General features: G+C 44.5%; 10 protein-coding genes. 3 read left to right on the top strand and 7 right to left on the bottom strand.

Features of this window, described 5'->3' with window-relative positions:
• Positions 1-67 precede the first annotated feature (67 nt).
• From ACVS9P_RS04110 to ACVS9P_RS04090, 5 genes are all read right to left on the bottom strand, one after another.
• A complete protein-coding gene (locus ACVS9P_RS04110; protein WP_452104368.1) occupies positions 68-1,672 on the bottom strand; it encodes an ABC transporter substrate-binding protein in 1,605 nt (534 codons plus the stop codon).
• A gap of 269 nt (positions 1,673-1,941) precedes the next feature.
• A complete protein-coding gene (locus ACVS9P_RS04105) occupies positions 1,942-2,430 on the bottom strand; it encodes an HD domain-containing protein (RefSeq protein ID WP_452104367.1) in 489 nt (162 codons plus the stop codon).
• Between the two features lie 155 nt (positions 2,431-2,585).
• Entirely contained in the window at positions 2,586-4,073 is a 1,488-nt protein-coding gene (locus ACVS9P_RS04100) for a phytoene desaturase family protein (RefSeq protein ID WP_452104366.1), read from the bottom strand.
• 158 nt (positions 4,074-4,231) lie between these two features.
• Positions 4,232-5,239: a hypothetical protein gene (locus ACVS9P_RS04095; protein WP_452104365.1), complete on the bottom strand. Its 1,008-nt coding sequence runs from the start codon at positions 5,237-5,239 to the stop codon at positions 4,232-4,234.
• Positions 5,240-5,344: 105 nt separating this feature from the next.
• Positions 5,345-6,778, bottom strand: a complete 1,434-nt coding sequence (locus tag ACVS9P_RS04090; RefSeq protein WP_452104364.1) for an NAD(P)/FAD-dependent oxidoreductase — start codon at positions 6,776-6,778, stop codon at positions 5,345-5,347.
• A gap of 167 nt (positions 6,779-6,945) precedes the next feature.
• On the opposite strand from ACVS9P_RS04090, the gene ACVS9P_RS04085 reads away from it, so the two are divergent.
• The gene (locus ACVS9P_RS04085) at positions 6,946-7,476 is read left to right on the top strand and encodes a hypothetical protein (RefSeq protein WP_452104363.1); all 531 of its coding nucleotides are present in this window, start codon (positions 6,946-6,948) and stop codon (positions 7,474-7,476) included.
• A 76-nt stretch (positions 7,477-7,552) separates the two neighbouring features.
• Here the strand turns inward: ACVS9P_RS04085 and pglX are convergent, their stop codons facing one another.
• Together pglX and ACVS9P_RS04075 are read right to left on the bottom strand one after the other, a co-directional pair.
• Positions 7,553-10,699 (bottom strand): BREX-1 system adenine-specific DNA-methyltransferase PglX, encoded by a 3,147-nt coding sequence (gene pglX, locus ACVS9P_RS04080; protein ID WP_452104362.1) that lies wholly within the window; start codon positions 10,697-10,699, stop codon positions 7,553-7,555.
• A gap of 20 nt (positions 10,700-10,719) precedes the next feature.
• Positions 10,720-12,108: a sodium-dependent transporter gene (locus ACVS9P_RS04075; protein WP_452104361.1), complete on the bottom strand. Its 1,389-nt coding sequence runs from the start codon at positions 12,106-12,108 to the stop codon at positions 10,720-10,722.
• 230 nt (positions 12,109-12,338) lie between these two features.
• On the opposite strand from ACVS9P_RS04075, the gene metF reads away from it, so the two are divergent.
• Positions 12,339-13,214: a methylenetetrahydrofolate reductase [NAD(P)H] gene (metF, locus tag ACVS9P_RS04070; protein WP_452104360.1), complete on the top strand. Its 876-nt coding sequence runs from the start codon at positions 12,339-12,341 to the stop codon at positions 13,212-13,214.
• Positions 13,204-13,851 carry a Vitamin B12 dependent methionine synthase activation subunit gene (locus tag ACVS9P_RS04065; RefSeq protein ID WP_452104359.1) on the top strand — a complete coding sequence of 216 codons (648 nt, stop codon included), beginning with the start codon at positions 13,204-13,206 and terminating at the stop codon, positions 13,849-13,851. The genes metF and ACVS9P_RS04065 overlap by 11 nt, the downstream gene beginning before the upstream one ends.
• Positions 13,852-13,853: the final 2 nt, after the last annotated feature.

The following is a 13,853-nucleotide window of genomic DNA, read 5'->3' as shown; positions in this document are numbered from 1 at the left end:
TGCCGGAAGCTATCACTGCCGACAGCTTCCGGCAAGCACTGCGTTTATAAAATGCAGTCGACTCTACTTATTTCGTTTTGGTAACTCCAGCAAACGGAGTAATACCGGTCTGATGATAGTAGAAGCCCTCAACCTTTGGATTGTAGCCACACAGGTTCTTGGAATGTGAAAGCAAAAGCCAGACATTCTGATCTGCAACCATTTGTTCACACTGTTTATAAACTGCGTCACGATCAGCACCGTCTTTTGTAGCAATGCCCTTTTGAATCAATGCTCTATAAGTAGGATCATCGTAACGAGCAATATTCATAGAAACGGTCTTATCGGCGAGCAGGTTCATAAAGTTATCCGGGTCACCATTGTCACCGGTCCAGCCATAGAACGCAACATCATAGGATTCTGTCTCGATCTTCTGCTTATAAGTAGTCCAATCATAAGCATCGATCTCGCAGTCAACGCCGACCTTATCCAGATATCCCTTAATGGTCTCTGCCAGCTGCTGGCCGCCCTTTGTGTTATACGGACGAGGATTCGTATAGGTAAGCATCTTAATCTTCTTAACACCGGCTGCAGCCAGATCCGCCTTTGCTTTTTCCGGATCATACTGAGTCTGCTGAATATCGGTATCATACGGAGCCATAAAGGTAGGCATTACGGAATTTGCAACAGAGGCATAATCTCCATAAAGTGCTTTTACAAGTTCCGGAACATTAATTGCTTCATTGACAGCTTTACGAGCAGCTGCATTTTTGAAGGTATCGCTCTTGGTGTTATATGCCATGTAGTTGATGGTCATGCCGTCTTCATTAAAGATCTTGTTGCCGGCATCTTGGATAGTTGGTACTACCGTATCATCAATTCCGTCGATTACATCAACTTCGCCATTATCGAGAGCCGTTACACGAGCAGCATTTTCAGCAATAAAGCGGAAAACAATGTTCTCGGTCTTTGCTGCGTTATCCTTATCCCAATAATTGTCGTTCTTCTTTAAAACAACACTCTGACCTTTATTCCAGGAAACAAAGGTATAAGGGCCGGTGCCGCAGGGAGCTTCGTTCAAATTGCCTTTGTTCTTGTCGAGAGCAGTGGGGCTGACGATCGGGGCTGCCATACACATTGCCATATTTTTAAGGAATGCGGTATTAGCAGAACGCAGATCAATTTCGACTGTGTTGGTATCAACTACCTTAACTGCTTTTACACCGGTATTGTCTGCTTCAGCTCCATAAACAAAGGAAGCATATGGCATATCGGAACTGCGGTTCGGCTCCAACTGACGGTCGATGCTCTTCTTAACAGCATCTGCGTTAAAATCGGTACCATCCTGGAACTTAACGCCCTCCTGAAGGTGGAAGGTATAAGTAAGTCCGTCATCACTGATATCCCAACTCTTTGCAAGGCAGGGCTCTACTTCGGTGGAATCTTTGTTGTACTTTAAAAGTCCCTCGTAAATATTGCACATGATCTTAGCAGATTCACCGTCATCAACATAGGCCGGATCCAATCCACGAGGATCTGCGCCCTGCGCAAACGTAATGGTATCTGCCATTTGGCTTCCGGATGTAGTTCCGGAGGCGGTGCTGCCCGCTCGGCTGCTACCACAGCCAACCATGCTTGCACCCACCATTGCTGTAGCCAGCGCCAGCGCAAGCAGCTTCTTGCTCTTCTTCATAAAACTACCCCTTTTCAATCTTCTGCAGTCTCCTGCACAATTTGCAAAAGCACGTTTTTGCGATGCCCTTAAAAAATAAAGTCAATGTACAAAAAAAGGCGCTCTCCCTCTTCTGGTCAAGCACCCGTGCTTTGTATTATTATAGCGCGCACATTTACGGTTGGCAAGTAAAAAAATGCAAAAAACTCTTCATTTTAAAGCTATCACCATATTTTTAGTGAATTTTTGTAATTATGACTTTCCAATCCTGCATTTTTGTAGAAAACGCTTTAAACTGCTAGAGCGAGGTGGCGTTTAATCTTCAAAATCCTGTAAAATGAAAACATCTCCATCAACGCACAAAGCTTATCAGCCCCCGAAACAACAAAAGATTCGCGATATTTTGGAACCTGACGCAAAGTAAGAGGCCACATATGCTTTAAAATAATATCCTCTTCCTTAGGAGTCAGCAGACATAATTCCTTTGCGTTTTTTAGCGCTGCTTTCGGATGAGAAAATCCATGCAGCCCCTCATGCGGATCCGTATGCCAATCATAGAGAAATAAATCGTGCAAAAGTCCCCCTCTGGCAGCCGCCCGATAATCAATATGCAGCCTGCGGCAGATTCGAAAACTTAAATAGGAAACAAACACTGAGTGTTCATAACAGCTGATATGTGCATGGTGATCCAGATCGCGCATTTCATTGACTTCTTTTGTTCCCAAAAGATCAGCGACACAATCATGATATGCTTTTAAATCTACAGAATCCCACATCATAAGAAGTTCAACCTCTTTCAAATTATATAATAGACAAATTATCTAAACTAATTGCTTAGTTTTTTTCTAAAACGCCTTTATTCTAGCACACTCAAAGCCAAAAAAGAAGCAGAAACTTTTCCCAAGCAACATTATTTTGGATATTTGTCTTTCATTTATTCAGAAAATGGCAGTCGTTCGTTATGACAAATACGCTGAATTGAAAAGCGGCCTTCGATCAATGCGGCATGAAGACCGCCTTCTGCGTGCATCCACTGGCCGGAAAGAAGCAGCCGACGGACTCCCGGCACCATAAACGGCATCGGCTGATATTTATTCCCCGGCAGTGCAATAAATGGGCTCCAAGTTCCATGATAAGCACCAAAACGTCGGCTGAAAAAATCCGGTGCTGCACAGCATACAGGCTTTAAATCCAATTCAGGAAATTTTTTCTGAAGCTGTTCCAGCACTTTTTTCATAATCTTATTTGTCTCCGCCTCATACAAAACTTCGTTTTGAGACAATTCCACCCAATAATTGTAACTCTCTTCCGCCTGCGGAATTGGACACACAAACTGAGCGTTCCCATTTTGTCCCAGTTGAGAATCATAGCTCGACTGTATCAAACAGAGACGGTTAATCAAAGTTTTTCCGATCGAAAAAGGGTCCACCTCAAAATCCTGCATATGCAGCATCAGTCCGGGATCCTGATTCGTACGAAACACACAGTAAAAGCCGGTAAAAATCGGATTGTGAAGTCGGTCTTCATATCGTTGCTGAAAATTTTTATCCAATTCTGTATCAGGGGAAATCAGATGATGAGTCGTAACATCCGGATCACATGCTGCAACCGTCCAATGAGAAAAATAGCGTTCGCCGCTATGCAGTTCAATTCCTCTTGCCGCTCCATTTGCCGTCAAGATCTGCTCAACAGTGGCATTTAGCCGCAAAACTCCGCCTAGGTGCTGATATTGCTCTGCCATTCTCCTCACCAAGGCAGCAGCGCCTCCAACGGGAAGTCCACAGTTTCCGCTGACGAACATCGCATACTGAAACAAAAATAACGCGAATGTTCCATTCTGGGGCTGAACCGAAGAAAACAGGCGCCGCAGCACCGGGTTTCTGAACTCATTAACAAACTGCTTCATGCTGACTTCGGAAGCTTTCTGCAAAAGCTTTTCCGCTTCTTTATTCCCAGTTTTTAAGCGCTCCAACGGCCCTAAAAGTTCATCCGGCTTTTGGGCCGGAATTTCATACTCTGCAACCGTACGAATTGCATCGCAAAACATAGAAATAGTGGGGGCATCCTCTGGAGAAAGCTTCTTTGCCTCGCGTTCAAAGCGTTCCAAATCCTGCCAGAGTGTAATAGACCTATCATTTTCCGAAATGCTTAAAAAACTTTCCGGCTCAATAATCAATGTATTCCCAAGAGCCCCTGTCTCTCTCCATAAATGGTTTAGCGCCGTATTTTCTTTTGTCCCAATCAGCCCGCGAAAGCAAAATCCAACCTGCTGCACTCCTGCTTTCCATCCGGCGCAAAAGCCGCCGGGTGCACTGTTCTTATCAAAAATAACCGTTTGGAATCCTTGCTTCTGTCCCCAGATTCCGGCAGCAAGTCCGGAAATGCCACCGCCAATAATGGCAATTTTATTGACTCTTTTCAACAAATCTTCCCTACTTTCTGCTAAACATCTGTTTTTAGTTTATCGGGTCCCATACTTTTTGTCAACCGCTCTTTTTAAAAAGCCTTTTTTCAAAAAACGAGCCGCAGTTTCTAAAAACCACGGCTCATAATAAAGAATTCTAATATTGTAAAGAAAGGCTATGAGAAAATTTTCTCTGTAATTTCATCCCGCAATGCACAAAAATGTTCCATTCGAACCTCTTCCAAAATTTTCTTGGAATGTTCGTTCAGAAATTCTTTTGCCTGTGAAAGAGCAGCAACGGCTTTATTGATCTGTGTGTGGTACGCTGCTGCACTGGCTGCTAATTCCGCGGCACAAGTTTCATCGGTATGTGGAACAACCGCTGCTTTATAAAGATCCAGCACTTCGTCTCCCGGGCGGGAAGGTTGATATTCATGCGGAGCCGTACTGTCAAGGATGCAAAGAGAAAGCTCTCGCACAATTACCATATCCAAGCTATCCGGGTCAAAGCCGCAATGATAAATTTCACAATCATATCCGGATTCCATTGCTTTATGCGCAAAGCGCTTAAGCAAAGTCGATTTTCCAGTACCCGGACGTCCCTTTAAAAAGATTCTGCGGCTCAGGTCTTCTGTCAAATTTGGAATGTAATCGAGAGAACCATCCGCAGTTGCTGCACCGAAAAAGCGATGAACGGCCTTTCCAGTTTTGGGCAAAGTATCCTGGAGCAAGCGGTCTGCCGTAAAAGTAAATGCCTGATCTAACTTTTGAAAGTCAATCCGCTCCAGATAAATTTTCTCCCATCCATCATGAACTTTAAGTGCAGAGGCAAAATCTTCTTTGGCCTGCTGCAGTGCAGCAAACGCACAATCCAATTCTTTTCCGCCGAGCAAACGTTGAACGCTATACCCTGCAAAAATCGGTTCATTTATAATGCCGGCAGAAAACTTTGGCAAAATAATTCCTGCCATATGATTATCCAAGCTGTCATGAATCAGCTCGATTGAGGTCTCTTCTTCTTTCGCCGTATGGCAAATATCGGCAATCAATTCAGAAATCATCATCGACGGCCAGCCATAAAGGCAGATGGCCGTCTCCAAAGGACTAAAATTAGAATCGTAAAAATCGATCCATCCTCTGGCCGTGTTAGCATCCACAAAATAATTCCGTACCCTGTTTTCCATGAGCGCACCCCCATAAAAGAATCTCTTTCAAAAAGTATGCGCCCAGAAAACGATTATGATTAAATTCCTTTGTTTTTCAAAAAGCCATCACACAAAAACTTTATTTTAATCAGTTTCTTTCAGGCTCTCTATAATATGACGAGCTGCCATCACTCCGGTAACGGATGCCTGCATCAGCCCACGAGTGATCCCGGCGCCGTCGCCGATGGCATAAAGTGCCGGAATCTGAGTTTCAAAATTCTGATCGACCGCGACTTTAGCGGAATAGAACTTGACTTCCACTCCATAAAGCAGCGTATTCCTGCTGTAAAGGCCCGGTGCCAGCTTATCAAGCGCCCGCAGTGTCTCTACGATAGAAGTTAAATGACGATGCGGCAGGACAAAGGAAAGATCTCCCGGCACCGCGTTTTTCAGCGTCGGAATCGTAGTGCTTTTCTGCAGCCGCGTCTCATCGGTACGGCGTCCCAAAAGCAAATCTCCCAGCCGCTGTACCATAATTCCGCCGCCGGTAAGCATATTCCCCAACTGTGCAATATATCGGCCGTATTCAATCGGCTGATGGAACGGCTGCGTGAATTTTGTAGAAACCAGCAGTGCAAAGTTCGTATTATCGCTGTGGCGATCTTCATCCGCATAAGAATGCCCGTTTACAACTGCAATTCCTCCGTTAGGACCGTCATAATGTTCTTCGCTGACGATTCCTCCCGGATTCATGCAAAAAGTACGCACTTTATTCTCAAAAGTATCGGAATAATAAATCAATTTTGCTTCATAAAGATTTTTCGTCAGGTGATCCATCACCGCATTCGGTACTTCTACCCGCACTCCAATATCCACTTCGTTATTGGTAACCGACAGCCCGGTTTCTTTGCTGATCCGATTCAGCCAATCTGCGCCGCCGCGGCCGGGAGCTGCCACAACACGCTGAGCCCTCACAAGTTCTCTTTTTCCGTCCGGCCCTAAAAGATATGCTCCACAGGCACGGCCGTCTTCTATAAAAATGGTATCGGCAGTCGTATGCGCACGGAACTCAAAATTCGGCTGTGCAGCTAAATAATCATACATGGCGCTGAGAACTTGAAAGCTGTATTCTGTTCCCATATGACGCACCGGACAATGAATCAGCTGAATATTTTCCCTGCGGGCCTCATAGGCAATCTTATCGGCAAATTTGTTGCCTTCTCCAAACACTTTTTGGGGCGCACCAAATTTCAGATAGATTTCATCGCAGTAATGAATCATCTGTTCCGCTTCCTGTGCGCTCATAAAATCTGTAATATGCCCGCCGACTTCCTCCGAAAGAGAAAGCTTTCCGTCTGAAAACGCACCGGCTCCTGCCCAGCCGTTCATAATATTGCAGGTCTTGCAATGCGCACATTGACCGCTGGTTCTGGCCGGGCATGTTCTTTTTGCAATCGCGCTGCCGGAATCTATAATCAAGACTTTCTTTTCCGGCGCCAGCCGATTCATTTCCAAAGCGGTAAAAATTCCCGCAGGGCCAGCCCCAATCACTAATAAATCATAGTCAAACTGTTTCATGATTTCCTCCAATATTTTTGTCATAAACCGATTTATTGTATTTTATTTTATTGAAAAAGTCAATCACAATCCTGTAACCTTCTATTACAATTCCGATGAATTCATTGACTTTCTTACTCCTACTTTATTATGATGAATTTTAGTAATCTCAAAAGCGAGGTGACAAAATGGGCAAACAAAAATGGATTCGAATCCTATTATGTTGCGAATGCTTTTTATTTTTTATGCTGGAAATCTCGGGTTGCTCCGGACAAGCTCCTTATAAACAGCCTGTCTCATCCTCTTCTATCGCTTCACAGCCGGAAACTGCGGAATTCTATCAAGATGATCAGCTGCATTTTACTTTTCAAATTCCACTCTGCTGGGTCTCTCAAGATTCTCTTTACACACAGGAGACTGTTTTTGATGAATCTTCCCAAAATGGATATACCTCGTTTTATTATGCCCATAATCCTTCTATTCCCCTTCTGCGGATTTTTTTGGAATCGCAGAAATACAGCAGTCATGAATTTTCGGCACAATTTTCGTCTTTCTGCAAAGGTCAAAATGTTTTCTTTCTTGAAGAAAGTAACGGCGGATATTATTACGCTGTCCTGCCGGAAAGATGTTCTCTTCCAATCGGAAAAGAAGCTGACCTTTATAATAGTATGGCACTTTCTGAAAATGATGTAAAACGCAGATTTTCAATAGAATCATAGATGAAATTTCAACGATCAATGAAAAGAGCAGACTTTGTGAAGAAAAACTCTCACAAAAATCTGCTCTTTCTTTTGTTTATGGGATCTTCCGCAAAATCTCTTGATATGACTCATAATTCTGAGAAATTCCAAGGCTGCGATCAAGAGGAAGCTCTGAAGAAAGTATCGATTTTGGTATCTCGCTTTGGGGATCGCTCTCTGCAATTTTGCAGAAGGACTTCCAAACTTCCCCATGATAATAAACAAACTCTTTCTCTCCGCTTTTTACCTGCCAATAAATTGGCCTTTTGTGGTAAAGCTTGCAATGTTCTGCAAAAAACTTTTTTTCAAAGTACGTTTCTAACCCTTTTTCCGCTGTTCCCTTTCCTAAAAATGAAGCAGCAAAGGAAACCGCAGTTTCTCCAAAACGTTTTTCGAGAAACTCTGAAAAAGCAGATGCAATTTTGCAGGGACTGCACCAAGAGACAGATTTCGTATGAATATGAAAATGATCTTCTGTATAACGTCCAAATAATAGTCCGACAAAATAAGAAGCAAGCTCTTTGATTGCCTTTTCCGGTTCCGGAGGTGCAATCGAAAGCGCTTTATTTTCCACCTCGACCAGCGCACCGGTCTGATACAGATCTGCAAAATGGTGGTTGATCTTTTCTTCATTCTGCCGCAGTTCTTTTCTGCGGTCTTCTATCTGTCGGCTCCAAATTTTCACAGCCTCCTGCAAAGTCGGCGCGCCTGTTTTCAGAAGCGGATTTCCGTTAAAATTCCAACTGATTTCATGGTCGTCCCAGTCCGCTTTGCAAAGGTCAATATTTCTTTGTACCAGTCGCCAAATCTGTTCTTTTTCTGAACTTTCCAAAATCGGCAGAAGAGCAAGATTCCCGGCCTGATAATTGAGAGTTGGATTCAAAAAGCCCAAAATCTGAAATGCTGTGGAAGAATTCAGAAATCCCAGGCGATACAGCCGGTCCTCTTTTGGTGGAAAAATCGAAGAGCCCGCAATATCAAAAACAAATCCTTTCGGATAATACCGTACTCCAAACGTGCTGGAACTGACAAAAGACCAGGAAAGACTGGGCTGAAAATAATTTTGCCTACCGGGCATCGCCGCAGACTGTCCGCTTTTGACTCGGTAAGCACAAATATCCCTGCCAAAATCCGCAAAATCCACTACATAGAGCTGATTCCCATACCATTTTCGAAAGGCACCGCCTTTATTATAAGGGAACCAGCGTTTTCCGCTCATTCGGCAATCAGACTCATCTTCACACCAGAAATCAATTTCCTCCGGCTCTACCTCATACCAGAATCTCAAAAAGCGCTGATTATTGCAGGTAAAAAGTCCATTGCTGATCTGTGCGACTTTTCCGAGAGGCGCACCCTCCTGAAAGGCCCTGCCAACATTTCGATTGGCCCAATAGGCAAACGGCATTCCCGGAATCTCTCCGAAATCTTTTAAAGATGCTTCAAAATGATCTTTGCTGTCCGGATGAAGGGAATCATAAAGGACACGCTTTTTCTGCTCTTCCATGCCCCCTTTGTAATCCGTCAGGCGCAGATAAACCCCCGGATATTTTTCCTTCTGGTTCTGCAAAACAAAAGAACAAAGTGGAACTGTCGCTTCTTCAAAAGCAGAATATTCCATTTGTATTAGAGAAGAAACACTTTTTTCCCGAATCAAAAAGTGCCGCAGCGATTCATAAGATTTGATAAACATCCAGACAAACGGCGTCATGAATGCGCAATAACCATCTTCTTTACAAAAGTCAAAATTATGTACCATAAAGACTGCAAAAAGATCGTTATTATAATCCGGAAAATTTTTGTCTACATAATTTCTAAGCGGCTTATCCATATGGTTAAGATAGGGCGGATTCGTGACAACGCACATGTACTTTTGCCCCATAATCTCAGCTTGGCAAACAAGCGGCCACAATTCCTGCAGGGCTTTTCGCTGTGCTTCCATGCGGAACAAATTATCCGGGTACTGTTCCCCGCGAATCACAGAAAAGCGAGATTTAAGTGCTTTGAGGTCTACCTTTGGAGCATTAAGGATCGAACCAAACTGATCGCCATAATAAAAAGCAGCCGTCAGCTTCTGTAAATCGTCATATAAAGCTTCGTTTCCACCAGACGCATAGTGAAGTGCTTCTTTATCAATTTTGCGGCTGTGATGAATCGCCGCAAAATGCAAAGTAACACCCTTCTCAAAAATATCCGAATCGCAGGAACGAGCTTTCATTAAAAGTGCAAACGCCGTCAATTCGCGGCTGCGCTCGTCAATATCCAGTCCATAAAGATTGTCCTGCAAAATCAGCGAAGCCGCACGTTTCGGCGGAACCCCACATTCCGAATAAATTTTGAGCAAGAGTTCAAAAGCATAGACAAGGATATGTCCGCCGCCCATACAGGGATCGAGAATTTTTAAATCTCTCGGTTCCATCGGAGTACGCGGCGTTTTTGGCGCTTTTTTCGGAAGATCAAGATAATAGGGCATCTCTCTGCGCAGATGGCTTTCCGGGTGTCCTTCCAGCCAGATCCTGCCAAGAGAATTTTCGACCATATATCGAACGACCCAATCCGTCGTAAAGAACTGTGTTGCCGCAGTCAAATTTTTCATTTTAACTTTGCCGGCATAAAGGTCAATCGCCGCATTTTTTTCTTGTAGGTGATAAGACTGATAAAGCCAGCCGATCAATTCTACCTGTCCCAGCCATTCCTGCTCTGGAAGGCCGTCGCACAAGGTTCGGACAACGCCTTTCCGATAACTTAAGCTGAGAAGCAAATCCATCTCATCCGGCACTGGAAAATAATCCGGCATCTGAGAAGCAAGGGACAGGCACGTCTTTTGAAACAACTTGGTAAAAAGCGCATCCCGATCCAGGGTATCTTGATGGGTTAAAAGCCAATGCGCCAAAAAATCCGGCTCAATCGTATCTACATTTTGAGAAGACAGAACCCGATATGGCAGATAGCCATTTAGTTCCATATACCGAACTGCAATCAGTTCCCGAAAAAATCGGTAAGCAGCTTTTTTGCAAAGTGCCAAAGTTCCTTGCTGCTCTTCTTCTTTGAGGAGAATATCCCGCCGAAAAGCAGCATCCCCCGAAAGGCGACAGGCATGAAGTGCAGAAAGATTTTTTTGAACCATTTCTTCCAACTGCTGTCTAGCTTTCTGCGCTACTTCACGCACAGCACTCTTATCCAAGCTTTCACCTTCTTTTTTCAACACTCTGTTCTGCTCAATGTTCAGACATTAAAAACTCCCGGCCAGAATTTTGCCAGATATCCCTGCACAAAAATGAGCAGCACAATAAAAGGCAGCACCCAAGTCACGTAAAAGCGAATCGATTTTGGAAATTTAAGGCCTTCTCCGCTGTTGGCTTCTTCGATAAAGTGATCCCAACCCCAGCCTTTTTTCGAAACGCAAAACAGTAAATAAACAAGGCTGCCTAGCGGAAGGAGATTGTTGCTCACCAAAAAGTCCTCGAGATCCTGTACCGTTGAGCCCACACCAAAAGGAGTAAATCCGCTCCACAGATTAAAGCCCAACACACAGGGAAGCGACAGGACCAAAACAAGGACCAAATTAATTAACACTGCTTTTTTCCGACTCCAGTGTTTGAGCTCCATTCCAAAGGCGCATAAGTTTTCAAAAACAGCGATTACCGTGCTCAAAGCTGCAAAACTCATAAACAGGAAGAAAAGCGCACCCCAGATTTTTCCTCCGGACATTTGTTCAAAGACATTCGGCAAGGTAATAAATACAAGCCCCGGACCGCTATCCGTCGGAATATTAAATGCAAAGCATGCCGGAAAAATAATCATGCCGGCAACCAGAGCGACAAAGGTATCCAATCCAGCGATTCTGATGCTTTCTCCTGTCAGAGAACGGTCTTTCCCAATATAGCTGCCAAAAATAGCAAGCGCACCGATTCCAAGACTGAGGGTAAAGAAAGCCTGTCCCATCGCTGCAAAAACGGCTTCTCCGAAACCTGCCTCCATCATACGCCCAAAATCCGGCAGCAGATAAAATTTCATTCCTTCTGCAGCGCCCGGCAGCGTTACCGAACGAACCGCCAAAATAACCATTACCACAAATAGGCTGACCATCATGATCTTGTTGATTCGCTCTACTCCGTTTTTCAGCCCCATGGCACAAATCCCAAAGCCCAGCAGAACAACAACAACCATCCAAAAGGTCATTTCACCGGAATTTGCGAGCATCGCTCCGAAAACTGTTTTCACTTCTTCCGGAGAACGCCCCTGAAATTCGCCTCTTAAAAATTTCACAAAATAATCCAGCATCCAGCCGGCAACCGTCGTATAGAACATCATCAGCAGAAAGTTTCCTGCGATTGCTCCATAACTGTAGAGATGCCATTTGCTGCCCGCAGGCTCCAGGACATGAAAAGAACGCGCCGCGCTCTTCTGGCTTGCACGCCCTACTGAAAATTCCATGACCATAATCGGCAGTCCCAGAATCAAAAGGAAAAATAGGTACACCAGCACAAATGCACCACCGCCATATTTCCCCGTAATATAAGGGAATCTCCAAACATTGCCAAGACCGATTGCACATCCTGCGGAAATCAGCAGAAATCCCAGGCGCGATGAAAACTTTTCTCTCTCTTGCATCTTTTAAAAATCCTTCTCTTTTCTCTTTTTTCCTTACTTTAAAGCCAAAATAAAATAAGTGTCACATAGTTTGCATTATAAATCATTTGATACAAAATGACAAGAAAAACTGCCTGTTTTCCCCCATTAAGCTCTGCTTTTTCCTTTTTAAAAAGGGAGTTTCTTTTTCCTACCTTTTTTGTTATAATATGAAACAAAAGATTGGTGCAGTTACAAAAGGGGATTTCATTATGAAAATTATCGACTTATTAAATAGCGGACACACTACCATTTCCTGTGAGCTGTTTCCTCCCAAAAAGGGAGAAGATCTGCCGCAGGCGCAGGAAGTTGTAAAGCAGATTGCCGCCCTGCGCCCCTCTTTTATGAGCGTCACTTACGGAGCAGGCGGCGGAACAAGTGCGACAACCGTTCGAATTGCACAGGAGGTTCAAAAAAATCATGTGCCGGCTCTTGCACACTTAACCTGTGTCTCTTCTACGCGGGACGAGATTTCTGAGCGCCTCTCAGAGCTGAAAAAAGCTGGGATCGAAAACATTTTGGCACTGAGAGGCGATATCCCGGAAGGCAAAGATTTCCCCACACCAAATCAATATCACTATGCGAGCGAACTGATTCGGGAAATTAAAGCACGGGGTGACTTTTGTATCGGCGGAGCCTGCTATCCGGAAGGCCATGTGGAATGTGCGCATAAGACGGAGGATATTCGCCACCTGCGGGAAAAAGTCGAGGCCGGCTGCGATTTTCTGACGAGCCAGATGTTCTTCGATAATGATCTGTTCTATAATTTTATGTTTCGTGCTCTGGCAGGCGGCGTCAATGTGCCGATTATTGCAGGCGTTATGCCGGTAACAAATGCAAAACAGATCACCCGCATCTGCTCTCTTTCCGGAACAATCCTTCCCCAGCGATTCAAAGCGATCGCCGACCGCTTTGGTTCCGACCCGAAAGCAATGAAACAGGCTGGAATTGCTTATGCTACCGAGCAGATCATCAACTTGATCAGCAATGGGGTTCCGCACATCCATATTTATACGATGAACAAGCCGGATATTGCCGCGGCAATTTTTTACAATCTCTCCGACGTCATCTCCTGCGATGGAAATTAACCGTCTGGAAATCGAACGTTATCTGGGCTTTCGGGGACATCCGGCCGATCCCCGAACCAGAGAACGGATCGAATCCTGCTTAAAAGAACTCTCAGATAAAATTCGGCTGCGAAGCATTTATGCAAACTATCCGGTAACATTATCCGATTCTCTCTGCAAAATTGGCCCTTTTAAAACAGAAAGCCGTGATTTAGCCCACCATCTTAATCTCTGTAAAAGCGCCTATCTTTTTGCAGCGACACTTGGTCCCGCGCCCGATCTTCTGATTCGCCGCGTAACCGCACAAGATATGAGTCTTGCCTTAATTTATCAGGCAAGTTCCGCAGCGTTGATCGAAGCCTACTGCAATGAGATCTGCTCTTCCCTGCGGTCGTCTATTCATTCAGACGGTCTCTTTCTCAAGCCACGCTTTTCTCCGGGTTATGGGGATTTCCCGCTTTCAGGTCAAGGCTCTCTGCTTCGAATTTTAGAGGCCGAAAAACGAATTGGTCTGACTGCTACCGAAAGTGATATTCTTGCCCCCTCCAAAAGCGTAACGGCAGTTATCGGCGTCACCACAGAAGGACAAGACTGCCATGAAGGGCATTGCAGCTCCTGCAAAAAAACGGACTGCGAATTTCGAGATCCAGATGCATAAAA

The sequence above is a fragment of the Caproicibacterium sp. NSD3 genome (assembly GCF_053613275.1).
The sequence above is the reverse complement of the archived record's forward strand: the minus strand, read 5'-3'. Positions and strand labels throughout refer to the sequence as shown.

Excerpts from the sequence above, each read along its gene's own strand:
- ACVS9P_RS04085 (WP_452104363.1), top strand. The coding sequence starts at position 6,946 with ATGGGCAAACAAAAATGGATTCGAATCCTATTATGTTGCGAATGCTTT.
- ACVS9P_RS04090 (WP_452104364.1), bottom strand. The coding sequence starts at position 6,778 with ATGAAACAGTTTGACTATGATTTATTAGTGATTGGGGCTGGCCCTGCG.
- ACVS9P_RS04075 (WP_452104361.1), bottom strand. The coding sequence starts at position 12,108 with ATGCAAGAGAGAGAAAAGTTTTCATCGCGCCTGGGATTTCTGCTGATT.
- ACVS9P_RS04095 (WP_452104365.1), bottom strand. The coding sequence starts at position 5,239 with ATGGAAAACAGGGTACGGAATTATTTTGTGGATGCTAACACGGCCAGA.
- ACVS9P_RS04105 (WP_452104367.1), bottom strand. The coding sequence starts at position 2,430 with ATGATGTGGGATTCTGTAGATTTAAAAGCATATCATGATTGTGTCGCT.
- ACVS9P_RS04110 (WP_452104368.1), bottom strand. The coding sequence starts at position 1,672 with ATGAAGAAGAGCAAGAAGCTGCTTGCGCTGGCGCTGGCTACAGCAATG.
- ACVS9P_RS04065 (WP_452104359.1), top strand. The coding sequence starts at position 13,204 with ATGGAAATTAACCGTCTGGAAATCGAACGTTATCTGGGCTTTCGGGGA.
- metF (WP_452104360.1), top strand. The coding sequence starts at position 12,339 with ATGAAAATTATCGACTTATTAAATAGCGGACACACTACCATTTCCTGT.